The organism is Streptomyces sp. S07_1.15, assembly GCF_020739505.1.
Taxonomy (GTDB): Bacteria; Actinomycetota; Actinomycetes; order Streptomycetales; family Streptomycetaceae; genus Streptomyces; species Streptomyces xinghaiensis.
Genome location: NZ_JAJBZK010000001.1, coordinates 4806207 through 4824335 on the forward strand (window position 1 = coordinate 4806207; position 18129 = coordinate 4824335).

At 73.2% G+C, this 18129-nt stretch carries 12 protein-coding genes and 1 tRNA gene; 3 read left to right on the top strand and 10 right to left on the bottom strand.

Annotated features, from left to right (window positions below):
- The first annotated feature begins 239 nt into the window (after positions 1-239).
- Positions 240-1268 carry a LacI family DNA-binding transcriptional regulator gene (locus LIX60_RS20735; RefSeq protein WP_227959820.1) on the top strand — a complete coding sequence of 343 codons (1029 nt, stop codon included), beginning with the start codon at positions 240-242 and terminating at the stop codon, positions 1266-1268.
- Between the two features lie 144 nt (positions 1269-1412).
- On the opposite strand, the gene LIX60_RS20740 is transcribed toward LIX60_RS20735, so the two are convergent.
- The 4 genes from LIX60_RS20740 to LIX60_RS20755 form a co-directional block, all read right to left on the bottom strand.
- Positions 1413-3173: a glycoside hydrolase family 6 protein gene (locus tag LIX60_RS20740; RefSeq protein ID WP_227959821.1), complete on the bottom strand. Its 1761-nt coding sequence runs from the start codon at positions 3171-3173 to the stop codon at positions 1413-1415.
- 725 nt (positions 3174-3898) lie between these two features.
- Positions 3899-3971 (bottom strand) — tRNA-His (locus LIX60_RS20745).
- Between the two features lie 107 nt (positions 3972-4078).
- Entirely contained in the window at positions 4079-4681 is a 603-nt protein-coding gene (orn, locus tag LIX60_RS20750) for an oligoribonuclease (protein WP_019711436.1), read from the bottom strand.
- A 5-nt stretch (positions 4682-4686) separates the two neighbouring features.
- Complete coding sequence (locus LIX60_RS20755; RefSeq protein ID WP_227959822.1) at positions 4687-6030, bottom strand: helix-turn-helix domain-containing protein; 1344 nt, start codon at positions 6028-6030, stop codon at positions 4687-4689.
- Positions 6031-6860: 830 nt separating this feature from the next.
- On the opposite strand from LIX60_RS20755, the gene LIX60_RS20760 reads away from it, so the two are divergent.
- Positions 6861-7382, top strand: coding sequence for a universal stress protein (locus LIX60_RS20760; RefSeq protein ID WP_019706644.1), 522 nt, complete (start codon positions 6861-6863; stop codon positions 7380-7382).
- 555 nt (positions 7383-7937) lie between these two features.
- Here the strand turns inward: LIX60_RS20760 and LIX60_RS20765 are convergent.
- The 5 genes from LIX60_RS20765 to LIX60_RS20785 form a co-directional block, all read right to left on the bottom strand.
- Positions 7938-10928, bottom strand: a complete 2991-nt coding sequence (locus LIX60_RS20765) for a M56 family metallopeptidase (RefSeq protein ID WP_227959823.1) — start codon at positions 10926-10928, stop codon at positions 7938-7940.
- A gap of 12 nt (positions 10929-10940) precedes the next feature.
- Positions 10941-11474 carry a hypothetical protein gene (locus LIX60_RS20770; protein WP_227959824.1) on the bottom strand — a complete coding sequence of 178 codons (534 nt, stop codon included), beginning with the start codon at positions 11472-11474 and terminating at the stop codon, positions 10941-10943.
- Between the two features lie 287 nt (positions 11475-11761).
- Complete coding sequence (gene glmS, locus LIX60_RS20775) at positions 11762-13612, bottom strand: glutamine--fructose-6-phosphate transaminase (isomerizing) (protein ID WP_227959825.1); 1851 nt, start codon at positions 13610-13612, stop codon at positions 11762-11764.
- Positions 13613-13793: 181 nt separating this feature from the next.
- Positions 13794-14069 carry a hypothetical protein gene (locus tag LIX60_RS20780; protein ID WP_043471389.1) on the bottom strand — a complete coding sequence of 92 codons (276 nt, stop codon included), beginning with the start codon at positions 14067-14069 and terminating at the stop codon, positions 13794-13796.
- Between the two features lie 99 nt (positions 14070-14168).
- Entirely contained in the window at positions 14169-15113 is a 945-nt protein-coding gene (locus tag LIX60_RS20785) for a DUF4429 domain-containing protein (RefSeq protein WP_227959826.1), read from the bottom strand.
- Between the two features lie 272 nt (positions 15114-15385).
- Between LIX60_RS20785 and LIX60_RS20790 the strand changes: the two genes are divergently transcribed.
- Complete coding sequence (locus LIX60_RS20790; RefSeq protein WP_227959827.1) at positions 15386-17041, top strand: beta-N-acetylhexosaminidase; 1656 nt, start codon at positions 15386-15388, stop codon at positions 17039-17041.
- A gap of 159 nt (positions 17042-17200) precedes the next feature.
- On the opposite strand, the gene LIX60_RS20795 is transcribed toward LIX60_RS20790, so the two are convergent.
- Positions 17201-17941, bottom strand: a complete 741-nt coding sequence (locus tag LIX60_RS20795; protein WP_227959828.1) for an SDR family NAD(P)-dependent oxidoreductase — start codon at positions 17939-17941, stop codon at positions 17201-17203.
- Between the last annotated feature and the right edge of the window lie 188 nt (positions 17942-18129).

Here is an 18129-nt window from a genome sequence, read left to right on the forward strand (position 1 = left end):
CTCCCTGCGTATCGTCCCCCTGCCGAACTGATTGAACGGAGAAGAAGCCGGTCGGGCATGGCTGAGAGACGTCGAGAGATGTATGGGTTGAGCGCTTGAGAGCGCTCTCATCCGTGACGCCTTGAAGGTTCACGGCTCGCCGGGAGAGTGTCAAGGGCGTAGGACGGAACGTGCCGTCGGGGGAGTGATGTTGAATGGTCCAACAGCCACGGACGCAGGCTGGGAGCGGGAGGCGGACCATGCCGATGACGAAGAGACACGGTGGCAGGCCCACCCTGGAGGAGGTCGCGGCGCGCGCGGGGGTGGGACGCGGCACCGTCTCCCGCGTGATCAACGGATCGCCCAGAGTGAGCGAACGGACCCGGACGGCGGTGGAACACGCCATCGCGGAGCTGGGATATGTGCCCAACCGGGCGGCGCGGGCGCTGGCCGCCAACCGCACCGACGCCGTCGCCCTGGTGATCCCCGAGACCGAGACCCGGCTCTTCGCCGAGCCGTACTTCTCCGACATCATCCGCGGCATCTCCACCGAACTCGCCGAGACCGAGATCCAGCTGTTGCTCACCCTGATCCGCACCCCCAAGGAACGCCACCGGCTCACCCAGTTCCTCGGGGCGCACCGGGTCGACGGCGTCCTGCTCGTCTCCGTCCACGCGGACGACCCGCTGCCCGACCTCCTGGAGGAGATCGAGATGCCCGCGGTCCTCAGCGGCCGCCGGGCCGCCGGGGAGTCCGTGCCGTACGTCGACTCCGACAACGTCGGCGGCGCCGGCGCGGCCGTCGAGCATCTGATCGGCCGCGGCCGCCGCCGCGTCGCGACGATCACCGGGCCGCTCGACATGTACGTCGCCCAGTGCCGCCTCGACGGCTACCACCAGGCCATCGCCGCCGCCGGGCACGAACCGGACGAGGCGCTGGTCGAGCCCGCCGACTTCACCGAGGAGGGCGGCCGCCGCGCCATGCGCCGGCTCCTGGAGCGCCGTCCGGACCTCGACGCGGTCTTCTGCGCCTCCGATGTGATGGCCTCCGGAGCCCGCCAGGTGCTGCGGGAGGCCGGCCGCCGCATCCCGGAGGACGTGGCGCTCGTCGGCTTCGACGACTCGCCGGTCGCCCGCCACATGGACCCGCCGCTGACCAGCGTCCGCCAGCCGATAGAGGAGATGGGCCGGACCATGGCCCGGGTGCTGCTCCAGGAGATCGGGGAGCCCGACTCCGGCAGCCGGCAGGTCGTGCTGCCGACCGAACTGGTGCGCCGCGGCTCGTCCTGAGCGGCGCACCGCTCCGGTCGGGCGGCGGACACGGACAGAGGGAGCCGGCGGGCCGCCGGCTCCCTCCCGGAGAGAACGCGTTGTCACGCTGTCCGCGCTGGTACGGGGGCGGGGCGCCCGGTCACCGGCCGCCCCGCCGGACCGCTACAGCGGCGGGTACGCGTTCGCCAGCAGCTCCTCGAACTGCGCCTGGAACCAGTGGCCGGAGACCGGCGCGTCCGGCAGGGCACCCGACGGGTTGTTCAGGTTGCGCGCGTTCCCCTCGTAGGTGGGGTCGCACATCCGGTCGAAGCCCTTGCCCTCGTCGTTGTCGATGGCCTTGCTGGAGCCGTCCGACTCGCCCGGGGGCTTGATCCACGCGTAGGCGTCGATGCCCGGAGCGGGCGAGGCGGCGGGCCGCTCGCCGAGACCGGCACCGGCCTGGTTGCACCAGTTGCCCTGGTGGATGCGTCGGTCGACGCGGCTGCCGTCCACGTACTCGTCGACGGTGGTCTTCTCCGCCGGTCCGGTGGGCCGGTCGGGGCCGCCCCAGCCGTTGCGGGAGGTGTCGATGATGACACCGACCTCCTCGTTGAAGCCGGCCGAGACCGCCTCCTCGCGGAACGCCTGCGAGAAGGTCTGGATGTCCACGTAGCGGTTCCAGTCCACCCACTTCGACTGGCGCACCATCTGGCCGTTCACGGACTCGTCGATGGAGAAGTGCGGCTCCTCGATGGCACCGTAGTTGGCGACGTTGGCGGCGAAGCCGGCCACGTCGTCGACGGTGGCACCCTCGGTGGTCGCCGCCTCGTGCAGCAGCTCGGCGGTGGCCGTGAAGTTGTCGTCCCAGCCGATCCAGCCGTGGTGGCCGATGTCGATGTAGTTGTAGACGTTCCCGATGTCGCCGAAGGTGGCCAGCGCGTAGCCGACGCCCTTGACGTAGTTGCCGTTCTCCTTCATCACATCGCAGTTCTCGGTGGCCGTGGCGCGGTCGCCGACATTGGTGATGAGGTTGGGCAGCGAGTCGATCTCGATGGTGTTGACGATCCGGATGCCGGCGTACTTCGGGTCCGACAGGATCTCGGCGATCGGGTCGATGAACTCGCTCTTGTAGCGGTCGATCTCCGTCGGGCCGAGTTCGCCCTGGGAGGCCAGCGCCGCGCAGTCCCGGCCGGGCAGGTTGTACGTGACCATCTGCAGCACGTCGGCGTCCTGCTCCAGGGCCGCGTCGAGGTGGTCGCGCAGGCCCATGGTGTTCTCACCCGCGGAGCCCGACTCGATCGCGGCGATGCGGTCCAGCCACACGGCCGTCGGCTGGTCGGCGATCGCCTCGCCGCCGCCCTGGGCGGCCTGGGCGGACCAGTCCGGGTTCACATAGACCTTGGCGCCCTCGTACGGGTTGTCCACGCGGTCGCCGGGCGGGTCACCCGGATCGCCGGGGTCGCCCGGGTCATCCGGGTCGCCGGGGTCGCTGCCGTCGGTCGTGCAGGTGACGCCGTTGAGCGTGATGGTGCCCGGGACGGCGTTCGTCCCGCTGAACGTGGCCTGGAAGCCGAAGGACGCCGTGCCACCGGAGCTCAGGGCGCCGCCCCACGAGGGGCTGGCGGCCGTCACGGCGGAACCGCTCTGGGTGATGTCGGCGTTCCAGCCCTGGGTCACCTTCTGGTTGCCGGCGAACGTCCATCCGACGTTCCACGAGCTCAGGGCGTCACCGGTGTTGGTGACGGTGACGTTGGCGGTGAAGCCCGTGTCCCACTGGTTCTGCACCGCGTAGTCGGCCGTGCACCCCGCGGCGGCCGGGGCCGCCGAGGCGGTGCCGGTCAGCGCGGTGCCGGTGCCGGCGGCGGCCAGCATGAGGGCACAGGCCGTGAGGGCGGTACGTCTCGGGCGCTTGCGGCGGCCCGTCGGTGAGATGGTGCGGCTCATCAGCGATCCTCCTGTAGATCGTGCGATGGTGCGCGATGGCGGGTGCCGGGGCGCCCGCTGTGCCGCCCGGACCACCGTCCGGACCGGGTGGAGTGGTCCGGGCGGGCGCCGTGCGGGCACGCCTCCTCGCCGCACCCGCCGTCTCGCGGGCGGGGTCGGTGAGGAGAGAAACGGAGCCGTCCGTGCGGGTGCGGGACGGCGGATGGCGCTCTTCAGAGGCGGAGCCGGGCAGGGCGCGGGCGGCGGCGGGGGGTGGTGCCCGCTCGCTCGCGGTGCGGCCGGCGGCCGGGGTGGGGGTGTCCGCTTCCGCCGCGGAGGTGGGGGGCATCCGTGGCGGGCGGGACGGGGGCGGGGGTGCCGGGGAGGGCTCCGTGGTCATCGGTCGCGTCGGGTGACGCCCTCCCAAGACTGTGGAAGCGCTCCCATTTACTGAGTCAGACCCTAGACCCGCCCTCCAGGGATCAACAAGAGAACGGACGGATCTTTCCTTTAACTGCCTGTTAAGCGGCGGGTAGTTGGAGGTTGTCCCGGTCCTTGGCGGCCGCTTTGCGTGTGGGAGCGCTCCCAGATTCGGGCCGTTCCGGCTCCGTGACGGCCGTCGGCGGAGGAGTCCGTCCGCGGGAGCGGCGGTCCGGGCGGCCGGAGTGTTTCCCGCCCGCCTCCCCGCGGGCGCGGGCATGACGAAGGCCCGGCCTGCTTCCGCAGACCGGGCCTTGATCATTCAGGGTGAGTAACGGGACTCGAACCCGCGACATCCTGGACCACAACCAGGTGCTCTACCAGCTGAGCTATACCCACCACGACCGGCTGTGCACCGGCCGAGAAAAAGTGTACACGTTCCGCAGGGGCCGTCGCGCCAGGCTTTCCGCGGGAGCCTCCGGCCCCGGTGGCTCCCGCGGACGGGCTCAGCCCGCGGGCAGCCGGTGCTTCGCCGCGATGGCCTTGGCGGTCGGCGAGTCCGGGCCCGGCGAGGGCACGAAGACCGCCTCCCGGTAGTAGCGGAGCTCGGCGATGCTCTCCCGGATGTCCGCCAGCGCCCGGTGGTTGCCGCTCTTCTCCGGGCTGTTGAAGTACGCCCGGGGGAACCAGCGCCGGGCCAGCTCCTTCACCGAGGACACATCCACGATCCGGTAGTGGAGATAGCTCTCCAGGTCCGGCATGTCCCGGGAGAGGAAGCCCCGGTCGGTGCCGACGGAGTTGCCGCACAGCGGGGCCCGGCCGCGCTCCGGTACGTGCTCGCGGACGTAGCGGAGCACCTGCCGCTGGGCCTCTTCCAGGGTCGTCCCGCCGTCGAGCTCGGCGAGCAGGCCGGAGGAGGTGTGCATCTCGCGCACCACCTCCGGCATGGTGGTCAGCGCCTCCGCCGGCGGACGGATCACGATGTCCACCCCCTCGCCCAGCACGTTCAGCTCGGAGTCGGTGACCAGCGCGGCCACCTCGATCAGAGCGTCGTCGGCCAGCGAGAGGCCGGTCATCTCGCAGTCGATCCATACCATGCGGTCGTTCATGCGCCTCACCCTACGGGGCGGTCGCGCTGACCGGGCACGGAGGACCGCCCCACCGCCCGGCCGCCGTGCTCCGCGAACCGCCCGGCGTACGTCTCCGCCTCCGGCAGGGACGGCTCCCCGGCCGGCGCCCCGTGACCGCCGTGCTGCGCGGCGTTCGCGCGGCGCAGGGCCGCCAGCGAGGCGGCGGCGGCCGCGGGGCCGTCCGCACGCGGATCGCCGCCGGCCGGCCGGTCGTGCCGGTCGGGGCGCTCCATCCGCTCCGGGCGGTCGGGTCGGTCCGGGCGCTCCGGGCGCTCGGTCCGGTCGGGGCGCTCCGCCCGCTCGGTGCCGCTCTGGGGCCGGCGGGCCCGGTAGGCCGCCCGGTACGCCGCGGGGGAGGAGCCGAGCTGGCGGCGGAAGTGCCCGCGCAGCGCGACCGGTGAGCGGAAGCCGCACCGGCCCGCCACCTCGTCCACGGAGTAGTCGGAGGTCTCCAGGAGCCGCTGCGCCTGGAGCACCCGCTGCGTGATCAGCCACTGCAGCGGGGCGCTCCCGGTGAGCGACCGGAACCGCCGGTCGAACGTCCGCCGGCTCATGTAGGCGCGCGCGGCGAGGGTCTCCACGTCGAACTGCTCGTGGAGATGCTCCAGCGCCCAGGCGACGACCTCCGCGAGCGGGTCGGCGCCGATCTCCTCGGGTAAAGACCTGTCGAGATAGCGCTCCTGCCCGCCGGTGCGCCGGGGCGGTACCACCAGGCGCCTCGCGAGCGCTCCGGCGGCCTCGGCCCCGTGGTCGGTCCGCACGATGTGCAGACAGAGGTCGATGCCCGCCGCCGTTCCGGCGGAGGTCAGGACGTCGCCGTCGTCGACGAACAGTTCCCGCGGGTCCACATGGACCGACGGATACCGCTTGGCGAGCGTCGGCGCGTACATCCAGTGCGTCGTCGCGGGCCGGCTGTCGAGCAGACCGGCCGCGGCCAGCACGAAGGCGCCCGTGCACAGCCCGACGATCCGGGCGCCCTCCTCATGGGCCCTGCGCAGCGCCTGCAGCGCCTCCTGCGGCGGCGGCGATGTGATGGACCGCCAGGCCGGCACGACGACGGTCCCGGCGCGCGCGAGCGCCTCCAGGCCGTACGGCGCGGTCAGTTCGAGTCCGCCGGTCGTCCGCAGCGGGGCCTCTTCACCGGCGCACACCAGAAGCCGGTAGCGGGGAACGCCGGCGTCCTGGCGGTCGATTCCGAATACGGAAAGCGGGATGGAGCTCTCGAATATGGGGCCGCCGCTGAAGAGCAGCACTGCGACGATCTCCCGGCGGCGGCGGCCGGAAAGCTTCCGGGCGGCCTCCGGTACGGTCGTGGAGTCCTGGCTCATGGAACTAAGCCCCCCTCGGTGGTCGCGGCTCCTCGATAGTGTCGAACCTGCACGTTTCCCCTCGGTCCTGCACGAGTCCCCCGCCGTGAATGGCCAAGATCGAATCTACTGTGTCCCATGTGGTCGGCGAGACAAGTTCACCACCCACCGCTAAGTCGACATGGCAACTTGGCGTAAAGCATTCGATCACGAAGCGTCGCACTCGATGGCTCCGGTGGGAAGTGGGCACTGTGGCCAAGAAGCCGCCCCCGTAGGGAGCGAGAGCCGTTCGCGGCTCTTTCTTCGCAGGTGGGAAGGGGGTTGGGGGCAGGGGTCGGCAAAGGATGTACTGCGGCGCCAAGTTGGCCGAAAAGAAGTGGGATCAACAGTTCGAGTCAGGCTGTTGTACGCAGCGCGCCACCCACGCGCGTGTGCGCCCGCCGTGCGCCCCCTCGCCGTGCGGCGCCGGCCCTCCGCCCGCCGCCCTCCCGGCGTCCCGGCCCCGCGCCGCCCGGAGTCCGCCGCGGAGCCGGCCACCCCGCCCACCGCGCCCGTCCGCCGGGCCGTCCCCGGACCCCGGCCGGCCCCGGGCCGGCAAGCCGGGGCACGCCGCCGACCAGCAGGCATTGCGTTGAGGGCCCCGCTCGGGCATGCTCCCGGAAAGCCGCACCAGCGGCTGCGCCGGTTGCCGGTCCCGGGCCGCCCGGTGGCGGAGCCTGGGCAGGCGGGGGAACTCGCCGTACCCTTGGGGCAAGGGCTTGGGAAGTAGATTCCCGGACTATCCGCCCCCGCGACCGCTCGGCCGCCAACCGCCGTTCCCTCCGCAGAGGACATTCTTCGCCGAGATACCGATGGCCGGTCACGAGATCCCCGAACCCGCCGACCGCAAGCAGGTCGCCGATCCCCTGGCGGACCTGGAAGCGGCGGACGAGACGCGCCAGTCCTGCGATCCCGCCTTCCGGCACGGTGTCGTCGTCGGTTTCGACGGCTCCACCTCCAGCGAGCGGGCCCTGGCCTACGCCATCGGCATGGCCCGGCGCACTGGCAGCGGCCTGATCATCGTCCATGTGGCCAACCGGCTGCCCACCACGGTCTGGGCGGGCTGCGAACCCCCGGTCTTCGTCGATGTGCCGGACCACCGCACCGAGGTGCTCGGACTGGAGCTGGCCTGCGCGGACCATCTCGCCGAGGTGCCGTGGATCCTGGTCGAACGGGGCGGGGACATCTGCCACGAACTGGAGGAGGTCGGCCGGGAGTACGCGGCCGACGCCATCGTCGTGGGCTCCACCCACGGGCTGGCCGGCCGGATCTTCGGCTCGGTCGCCGGACGGCTGACGCGCCGCGCCCGGCGCCCGGTCGTCGCCGTGCCCTGAGCCGCCCCCGAGCCGCCGGGCCGCCGTGCCCCGGGCGGGGGCGCGGACCGGCGCGGAGTACGCCGGTCCGGGGTGGCGCACCGACGGTGCCGGCCCGGACGCGCCGGGCGACGGAGGTGTCCGAAACCCCGCTGCGCCCCTCTGCCTCCCAGCGCCCCTTTCACGCCTCGAGTGCCGCCGTCGCCGCGGCCGGATCGCGTCACCGCCCCCCGGGGCCGCCCGGAGCGGGGGGCCGGCCCTGCGGAACCGCCGGCCCGCGCCGCCGCGCACCGCCCGGACGTGCGGAAACTACTCATGCGTACGGGTGAAACGCGCCCAGGTGGCGGGTACTTGACCTGAGGAGTGGTGCCGCCGTCCGGACGTGACGGTCACCGGCGGACGGCATCCGGGCCGGCGCGCAGGGCAGCGCGGGCCCCCGGGGGAGACCGCCTCCCGCGCGTATGGTGGCACGCGCGGGGGCCGGCCCCCGTCTCCCCGGCGTTCTCCGGGCCCGCGTGGGCCGGACCGCCGGGCGCCCGCCCCGGCCGGCGGGTGGGACGGCTCCGGAGTGGCAGCTCACCGAGCCGGTTCGCGCGCCTTCCGCGTGAATCGCAAGTAGTCCTCGTAACCCGCTTCGCGCAGCACTGCTTCTACCCTCCCCGCCGCCCTTCCGGCGCTGTCCCCGGCCGCGAGCAGTTCCCGCATCGCCTCGACGAACAGGGTGATGTCCTGCTGCCGCAGTGCCTGTTCGCAGTCGGCGCTGCCCTTCTGCGCCCTGAGGCCGAGGGTGTGCCAGGCGGTCTGCGCCTCGCGGTCGGGCGCGCGGAAGTAGGCGCCGTTCACCCAGCCGGCGATCCTGCCGTAGTCGGCGCAGATGGGCCGGAGGCGGGCCAGGTAGGGCAGCCGGACGTTCTCGGTGTCCACGGCCGTGCGCAGGACCGTGCGCAGGTAGTCGTCGTTGGCCTCGGCGTGTTCCAGCAGAAAGCGGCCGCCCAGCCGGTGCCAGGCATGGACCTGCCGTGCCCTGGTGCCGGCGGACACGGCGGGGGCCGCGGCCTGCGTCCATCGCCGGGCGACCTGCTGAGTCGTGGCCGCGTCGGGGACCATGGTGTGGAACGCCGCCAGGGAGACGGGCTCCACCACGGCGACCGCCACCGCCGCCGCCACGGCCGTGGCGGCTGCCAGGCGGCCTCCGAGGCGGCGGGCACCGGCCGCCCGGCCGCCGCGCGGTGCGGGCTCGTCGCCCGCTGCGTCCTCCGCCGGCCGCGTCACTCCCGGCCGCACGCGCCGGAGGAGTGATCCCGCCGCGGCCGCCAGGAGCGCGCTGATCGCGGCGAGCGCGAGGACGCCATTGACCAGCCGGGGCAGCGTCCACGCCATGGTGTCCCAGACCGGACGCCAGGAGCAGTCGCTCGCCAGGGTGTTCAACGGCCCGACGCAGCCGTCCGACGAGACGAGCAGAGCCATTCCCATGAGCCCGAGCAGGGCCGAGGACTCCGCCGCGACCAGGGCGGCGACCAGCCGGCGTCCCCGCCCCGACCGCGTCGCCGCGACGGAAGCGGCCACCGCTGCCGGCACCAACAGGGCGGCGAACAGCCATGCCAGATAGTGTGCTTCGTGCAGGCCGGCCCCGTCCCGCGGACCGGCCGGCCGTGCGGGCAGCAGGGCCTGCGCACCCGCGACGGCGAGCCAGGCCGCGGCCCCGCCGAGCAGCCCGGGTCCCAGGACCCGGCGCAGAGGCGGCAGCGGCTCCCCCGTCGCCACTGGCGGGCTGTCCCCGCCCGGCAGGGCGTTCGTCACCCAGCGGGGGGTGCCCGGGGTCCGGCCGAGCGACCAGGCCGTCAGCGGTACCACCCACAGGGCGGCCAACGCGGCGGGAATCAGCGGATAGGCGACGAAGCCGCCCAGAATCGGCCAGGCGGCCGCCAGGGTGGACACGACGGCCGAACCTGCCGTCTCCGCGCCCCCGGTGGCACCGGCACCGCCGGAACCGGGGAACACGTTCAACACGCCCTGCCGCAGGGCGCTGTCGCTGTACGACGCCCCGGCCGCCCAGGACGTTCCGTGCATGGTCCACCAGGCGAACCACGCGGACAGCACCAGTGCGGCGGCCCCCAGACCGGCCAGCAGCGGCGGCCGGAGGGAGCGACCGCGCCAGGTAGCGGCCCACAGCCGGGCGCACTGGGTGACCCACCCGGCGAACGCGACCCCGGCGCACACGACGAGAAGCAGGACCGCGGGCCGTGGCGGAATCCACTGGGCGTCGCTCACCCCGTATCCGGTGAACAGCCCGCCGGCACCGAGTCCGGCACCGAGCCACAGGCCCGCCCGCACTCCCGAGGGGGGCCGGTCGCCCGTGAGGACCGCGTAGGCCACCGACCGCCACAGCGCGGTCCCGATCACCCCGGCGACCAGGGCGGCCGGGGCCAGGGAGACCAACTGGACCCGCCACAGGCTGTACAGGTTGTAGGCCCACAGATACGTCAGCAGATGGGTGGTGAGCATCGCTGCCGCGGCCCCGGTCAGGAACATCGGCAGGGCGCGGGCCCCGAAGAGCGGCGCCGGATCCGCCAGTGCGCCCCGGCGTTCGTCCCAGCGCGGGTGCGTGCCCCGGAACTCCCGTAGCGGGCCGAGCGCGCTCCGGAGCCGGCCGCCCGCCGCGGTCGGCTCCGGGACGTCCCACTTGTGCGGGTCCGCGCCCCAGCGCACCGCCGCGAGATCCGCGTAGACCTCCCGGCCGCGCAGCACGTCCGACCGCGCGAGGAAGACGAGGGCGGCGGTGAGAGCGGGCAGCAGCAGGCCGCGGGTGAGCGACGGGAGGTCGCTGGGCTCGCCCCACCAGGTGAGGAAGCCGTGGACCCGCCTGCCCGACCAGAGGAGATAGGGCAGGAGGACCAGTGCGAGGAACACGCGCCAGACGGCGACCGTGCCGTAGGTGACGGTGATGTCCCGGTTCGCGATGTGGGCGAACTCGTGCAGCAGGACGGCCCGGAAGCGCTCCGGGTCACGGCGTCGGCAGGCGAGCAGACCACCGGACAGGCACACGGTCGGCCGGCGGTTGCGGCCGAAGACCACGGCCCCCGTGGCCACCGAGGCCCGGTCCACGATCACCCGGGGGACCCGGGCCAGACCGGCGGTCGCCGCCAAGCCGACCAGCAGCGCACGGATGTCACCGTCCGGATCCACCGATTCCAGCGGAACGGCACGCCGGCGCCGGGCCTTCCAAACGGGCAGCAGGACGAACAGCAGCGCGGCGGTGACCAGCAGCAGGACCGGCCAGCCGTAGAGGAGCCACGGCGCGGGCGGTGGCGCGTGCTCCTCCATACAGGCCCGGTGGGCCACGGCCTGGCTCAGGGCGTTGGCCACCGAGGCCATGTCCCCGTTACGGTCCGGATCGATCCCTGCCGCGAGGGTGCAGTCGATCGCATCCGTGTGGCGCAGGGAGTTGACGACGGGCAGCATCATCGCCCCGCCCGCGGCGAGCAGCAGGACCACCAGCAGGGCGAAGCGCACCGTGGTCCCGGCGCCCATCGCCCGTTCGTCGATCCGGGACCGAGCGGCCGTCACGCCCATGGCGTGCTAGCCCTCCGGCGTGGGACCGGCTGCGGCGGGCGAGCCCGGATCGCCCCCGTCCGGGGGAGGCGGGTCGGCGAGGACCAGCCCGGCCACGACCGCATTGGCGATCTCCGAGGCCTGCGGGGCGGTGAGACCGCGCTGCTCGGCGGTCTCCAGCACCTGCCGCTTCACCTCGGTGAGCTGTTCGCGGGTGAGCGGTGGTACCACGACCGCCGGAGGGTTTCTGCGGAACAGCCGGCGCAGCGCACCGGCCGACGCTCTCGACGCGCGCTCCAGGGCGATGTCGCCGATACGCCGGGCCGCCTGGTCCAGGGCCAGCCAGACAACCGGGGTGACCAGCACGGCGATCTCGCCGACGCCGAAGCCCAGCGGCTCCCGCCGCTGCCCGTGACCGCTCAGGCGGCGGACGGCGGCGGCATCGTCCAGTTCCAGGAGCCCTTCCAGTAACGGGAGTTCCTCCGGCGCGAGTTCGGTGATGACCTCGCGGACCAGATCGCGGACCGGGCGTCCTGCGGACGTGTGTGCCTCTGCAGCCATGTGTCCCCCCCAAGGACCCGGTGCTCTCCCTGGCGACCGGGTCGGCCGACGACCACTGTGGCACGTCCGCCGACCGCCTGCCGGTGATTCCCCGGTCTCCGCCGGGCGGCCCTCCGGCCCTGCGGCCCTCCGGCCCTGCGGACCGGCGACTGGCGGGTGGGGCGCCGGCGGCACCCGTCGCGCGAGTGCCGGGCCGCCCCTCTCACCCCCCGGCCCCACGACCGGGGAGGCCAAGCGTCACACGATCCGGCGGAAGGCCCCGGGCGCGGCCCCGGAGCAGGACAACCTCACTCCACCGTCACGGACTTGGCCAGGTTGCGCGGCTTGTCGATGTCCCGGCCCAGGGCCAGCGCCGAGTGGTAGGCTAGCAGCTGGAGTGGGATGCCCATCAGAACGGGGTCCAGCTCGTCCTCGTTCTTCGGCACCACGATCGTGTGGTCGGCCTTCTCCTGCTCCCGGTGCGCCACCGCCAGGATGCGGCCGCTGCGGGCCTTGATCTCCTCCAGCGTGGCGCGGTTCTTCTCCAGCAGGTCGTCGTCCGGGACGACGGCGACGGTCGGCACGGCCGGTTCGATCAGGGCCAGCGGGCCGTGCTTGAGCTCGGACGCCGGGTACGCCTCGGCGTGGACGTAGCTGACCTCCTTGAGCTTCAGGGAGGCCTCGCGGGCCACCGGGAAGCCCCGCACCCGGCCGACGAACATCATGCTCTTCGCGTTCGCGTACTCCGCGGCCAGTTCCGCGATCCGCTCCTCGTCGCGCAGGATCGCGGCGATCTGCTCCGGGAGGCGGCGCAGCCCCGCGATGATTCGCTTGCCGTCGGCGACGGAGAGGTCGCGGATGCGGCCGAGGTGGAGGGCGAGCAGGGCGAAGGCCACGGCGGTGTTGGTGAAGCACTTGGTGGAGACGACGCAGACCTCCGGGCCGGCGTGGACGTAGACGCCGCCGTCCGTCTCCCGGGCGATGGCGCTGCCGACGACGTTGACGACACCGAGCACCCTGGCGCCCTTGCGCTTCAGCTCCTGCACGGCGGCGAGGGTGTCGTAGGTCTCGCCGGACTGGCTGACGGCGATGTAGAGGGTGTCCGGGTCGACCACGGCGTTGCGGTAGCGGAACTCGCTGGCCGGCTCGGCGTCAGCCGGGACGCGGGCCAGCTCCTCGATCATCTGGGCGCCGATCTGCCCCGCGTGGTACGCCGAGCCGCAGCCGAGGATCTTGACCCGGCGGACGGCGCGGGCCTCGCGGGCGTCGAGGTTGAGCCCGCCCAGGTGGACGGTGGAGAAGCGGTCGTCGATCCGGCCGCGCAGCACTCGGTCGACGGCGTCGGCCTGCTCGCAGATCTCCTTGTGCATGTAGGTGTCGTGGCCGCCCATGTCGTACGACTCGGCCTCCCACTCCACGGTGGTCGGGGAGGCGGAGGTGCGGCTGCCCTCGGTGGTGTAGGTGCGGTAGTCGTCGGCCTTGAGGGTGGCCATCTCGCCGTCGTCGAGGGTGACGACCTGGCGGGTGTGGCTGACCAGCGCGGCCACGTCCGAGGAGACGAACATCTCCTTCTCGCCGATGCCGAGGACCACGGGCGAGCCGTTGCGGGCGACGACGATCCGGTCCGGGAAACCGGCGTGCAGCACGGCGATGCCGTAGGTGCCGTCGATCATCCGGAGGGCGCCGCGGACCTTCTCCTCCAGGGTCTCGGAGGCGTCGCGGCCGATGAGGTGGGCGAGGACCTCGGAGTCGGTCTCGGAACGGAACTCGACGCCGTCGGCGAGGAGTTTGGCGCGCAGGTCGGAGGCGTTGTCGATGATGCCGTTGTGGACGACGGCGACCTGGCCGCCGGCATCCAGGTGGGGGTGCGCGTTCTCGTCGTTCGGGGCGCCGTGGGTGGCCCAGCGGGTGTGGGCGATGCCGGTGGTGCCGGCGAAGCGCTTGGGGAGGCGGGCCTCCAGGTCCCGTACCCGGCCCTTGGCCTTGGCGGTCCTCAGCGCGCCGCCCTGCGTGCCCTTCGCGCCCTTCGTGCCCTTTCCGCTCCCGGCGCCGATGGCGATGCCGGCCGAGTCGTAGCCGCGGTACTCCAGCCGCTGCAGCCCTTCCAGCAGCAGCGGGGCGACGTCTCTTCTGCCGATGTACCCGACGATTCCACACATGGCTGTACCCCAGACCCTCGTTCGTTGTCGTGCTCGGTGCGTCTCTGCGTGCTGCTCTGCTCTGCCTCTGCTCGCGGGCTCCGCTGTGCTCCGCCTGCCCCGTCCGCCCCGCTCCGTCCGCCCCGTTCCGCCGGGTTCCGTCGCGCGCGTGCGCCCGGCGGCTCCCGCTCCGGTGGCGCCGTCAGCCGTAGATCATGCGGCGCAGCTGCCTCAGGGAGAGCTCGGGGGGCGCCACCGCGCGGTGCGGCAGTTCCGCCGCGATCCGGTCGTAGATCTCCGCGTTGGCCAGCCCGGCGGACCGCAGTTCGCGGTGGCGGCGGCGGACGAAGTCCTCGACCGTCTCGTCGAAGTACGCCAGTACGTCCAGCACCACCCGGACCGCTTCGCCGCGCTGGAGCGGCGTGGAGCGGACCAGGTGGTCGACCAGGTCGTCGTGGGACGCGGGGCGTTCGAGCATGCGTCTGATAGTGGCGCTGGACGCCCCGGTTGTGCAAGAAATCTGCCCGGAATCGGGCAGGAGTGGAGGGAAGTGGTGGGGAAGCGGTGGGGGTGGCGGCTAGAAGCGGCCGAGTACCGCCTTCTTGGCGGCGGTGAACTCCTCGTCGGTGAGGACTCCCGCCTGGTGCAGCTCGCCCAGCTCGCGCAGGCGCCGCAGCAGCGCGTCGTGGTCCTCGCCGCCCGGGTCCCGGGGGGCCGGGACGGAGCCCGGTGTCTTGGCCAGGGCCACGGAGGGCGGGGTGGAGCCTCCGGCTCCGCCGCCGGTCCCGCCCGGCCCGGCGGCGGGGGCGGCCGGATGGGGCAGCCGGGCGGCGACGGCCGCGGCGACCAGGGCCATCAGGGGGTCCTTGCGGAAGCCGTACAGATCGACGGCGTACGGGTCGTGCTTGGCCGGCATGCGGCTGCCGCCCGCCACGGCGCCCGAGCCCTTCGGCAGGAAGCGGAGGTAGCCGTTCTCGAGCCCGGCCGACGGTGACCACTCCACCGCCTCCACGTCGCGCAGTGCGATCGCCCGGGGCCCGCCGGACTTCTTCGACTCGTCCGTCTTCCAGTTCCACTCCAGCCGGACCTGTTCGCCGTCGAAGGAGGCCGTGCCGTCCCCGGCGCTCGCCGACAGCGGCACGGACGGGCCCGGCAGCAGATACCGGTCGGTGGGGCCGGAGGGCACCTGGTCCAGGAGGAGGGCGTTCCGCACCTCGTCGACGAAGTACCCGGCGAGGTCGGCGCGCCCGGACTCCACGGCCAGCCGGTAGGGGTCGTTGGCGCCGTCCAGCTTGCCGCCGGTGACCTGGAGCAGCGGATCGGCGCCGTGGCGGAGACGCAGTCGCAGCCGGCCGCCCTTGCGCCCCGGTTCGTGGGAGACCCCGGCCACGGCCGCGAGGGGGACGGCCAGTTCGCCGAGGGTCCGGCGCAGAAGGCTCACGCTCTTGTCGTGACCGGGCACGATGCGGACGGTCTCGCCGTCGAAGGTCCAGGTGCCGTCCTGCTGGGTGATTTCCGCCATGGGCGGATTCTGTCAAACGGCGGGCGGGAGGCGGTGGTTCCGCTCGGCGCCGCTCTCCCGGGCCGTTGTCCTCCCGCCCTTCGGGGAGTACGGAGCCCGCGGGGCCGGGACCGCGGCGGCGGGGCCGCGCCGGGGCGGGCCGGGGCCCGGGGGCGGTGAATTGGTCTACACCTAAATTGGTCTACACCCTTGACCCGGCTCAAGTGCGCCGGTCTCATGGGACCCGTCGGTCGCTCCACCCACACGGACAGACACCGTCGAAAGGGATCGTCGTGCGACGAACTGGCGCACCCAGCAAACAACCCCGAAGCATCGCGAGAGTCTTCTGCGCGTTACTGCTCGTCGTCACCGGCGGAGCCGCGGCCTCCGGAACCGCCTCGGCCGCCCCGGAACGCTCCACCGGGGCCGCCCCGGCCGCCGGCTTCGACCGGCTCGTGCCCGCCCCCGCCTCCGTGCGGGCCGGCGGCAAGCCGTACCGGATCGGCCCCAAGACCCTGATCCGCGTGGACCGTTCGCGCGAGGGCCGGCGGATCGGCGAGCAGCTCGCCTCGGTGCTGCGCCCCTCCACCGGCTACAAGCTGCCGGTCACCACCCGCCCCGGCCGCGGCGGTATCCAGCTGCGGCTCGGCTCCGCGGGCGGAGCCGGAAAGCAGGCCCGGGACGGCGCGGAGGAGAAGGGCGCGGCCGCCGAGAGCTACCGGCTGCGCTCCTCGCCCGGCGGCGTCACCATCACCGCCCCGCGCCACGCGGGCCTCTTCCGGGGCGTGCAGACGCTCCGTCAGCTGCTGCCCGAGCGGGTGGAGGCGGACAGCCGCCAGGCCGGCCCGTGGACCGTCCCCGGCGGCACCGTCACCGACGCGCCGCGCTTCGCGTACCGCGGGGCGATGCTGGACGTCTCCCGGCACTTCTTCACCGTCGAGCAGGTCAAGCGCTACATCGACCAGATGGCGCTCTACAAGATCAACAAGCTGCATCTGCACCTCTCCGACGACCAGGGCTGGCGGATCGCGATCGACTCCTGGCCCCGGCTCGCCACGTACGGCGGCACCACGGAGGTCGGCGGCGGCACCGGCGGCTACTACACCAAGGACGACTACCGGGAGATCCTCGCCTACGCGGCCGAGCGCTACCTGGAGGTCGTGCCGGAGATCGACATGCCGGGCCACACCAACGCCGCCCTGGCCTCCTACGCGGAGCTGAACTGCGACGGCGTCGCCCCGCCGCTCTACACCGGCATCGAGGTCGGCTTCAGCTCGCTCTGCGTGGACAAGGAGATCACCTACGACTTCGTCGACGACGTGGTCCGCGAGCTCGCCGAGCTGACGCCCGGCCGCTACCTCCACATCGGCGGCGACGAGGCCCACTCCACCCCGCACGAGGACTACGTGGCCTTCATGGACCGCGCGCAGGAGATCGTCGGCCGCTACGGCAAGACCGTCGTCGGCTGGCACCAGATCACCGGCGCGAAGCCCGTCGAGGGCGCCGTCGCCCAGTACTGGGGCACGACCGGCACCGAGCAGGAGGTCGCGGACGCCGCCAACAACGGCACCCGCATGATCCTCTCGCCCGCCAACCGCGCCTACCTCGACATGAAGTACGACGAGAACACCCCGCTCGGCCTGAGCTGGGCCGGCTACGTCGAGGCGCAGCAGTCCTACGACTGGGACCCGGGCAGCTACCTCCAGGGCGTGGCGGAGGACAAGATCCTGGGCGTCGAGGCGCCGATGTGGTCCGAGACGCTGGAGACCAACGACAACATCGAGTTCATGGCCTTCCCCCGCCTCCCGGGCATCGCGGAGCTGGGCTGGTCCCCGGCCGCCACCCACGACTGGGCGGACTACCGGCAGCGGATCGCCACCCACGGCCCCCGCTGGGACGCCCTGGGCATCGACTACTACCGCTCACCGCAGATCCCCTGGGCGGACTGAACACCTGAACCGTTCGGTGGGCGCCCCGGGTTGGCCCGGGGCGCCCACCGTCGTTCCACGGCCGCGACGGCGGAGGAGCGGCGTGTTCTCGGGGCGCCCGCCCGTCGGTCCGGCCCGCCGGCGCCGCGATGCCCCGGCCCGGCTGCGGAAGCTCGCGGGTCAAGCGGTGAAGCCGCCGTCGACGTGGATCGAGGCTCCGGTGATGTACGCACCGTCCGGACTTGCGAGGTGGGCGACGGTGGCCGCGATCTCGGCCGCTTCCGCGTAGCGGCCCAGAGCGGTGAAGCCGGCGATCGTCCCGGAGTTCGGCCCGTCGGCCGGGTTGGTGTCCGTGTCGGTGGGGCCGGGGTGCACCAGATTGACGGTGATTCCGCGCGGGCCGAGCTCTCGGGCCAGGCCTTTGGTCATCCCGACCAGCGCGGTCTTGCTCATCGAGTACAACGCCAATCCGGGGAAGACCGCGCGGTCGGCGATGTTGCTGCCGATGCTGATGATGCGGCCGCCCCGGTCCATGTGCCGCACCGCCGCCCGGGATGCCGCGAACGGGGCGCGGACGTTCACCGCCAGCGTGCGGTCGATCTCGGCCGCCACCAGTTCCTCCAGCGGGGCAACGAGGAAGACGGCGGCGTTGTTGACCAGGATGTCGAGTCTGCCGAACGTCGCGGCGGCCTCGTCCACCACGGCGGTGAGCGCCTCGGGGACCGCGCTGTCGGCTCGGACGGCGACGGCCCGGCGGCCCACGGCCTTGATCCGCTCCACCACCTCGGCGGCACGTTCCGCGCTGTTCTCGTAGGTCAGTAGGACATCGGCGCCTTCTTCGGCGAGCCGTAGCGCCACAGCGGCACCGATGCCCCGGCTTCCGCCCGTGATCACGGCCGCTTTTCCCTCAAGTCGGTTCATGCCGACGAGCTTTGCCGACCCGGGCGGGTGCCGCTGGCGGGAATGCGACCGGGCGTTCGACCGGCGGAAGGCCGCGGTGTCGGGTGACGGGATCCCACGGGATTGCCGGGGTTCGCCAGGCGCCGCACCTAGCGGCTGGGACGGTCGGAGTTGGGAGTTCTGCCCGGATTTTCACTCCATCGGGTGAG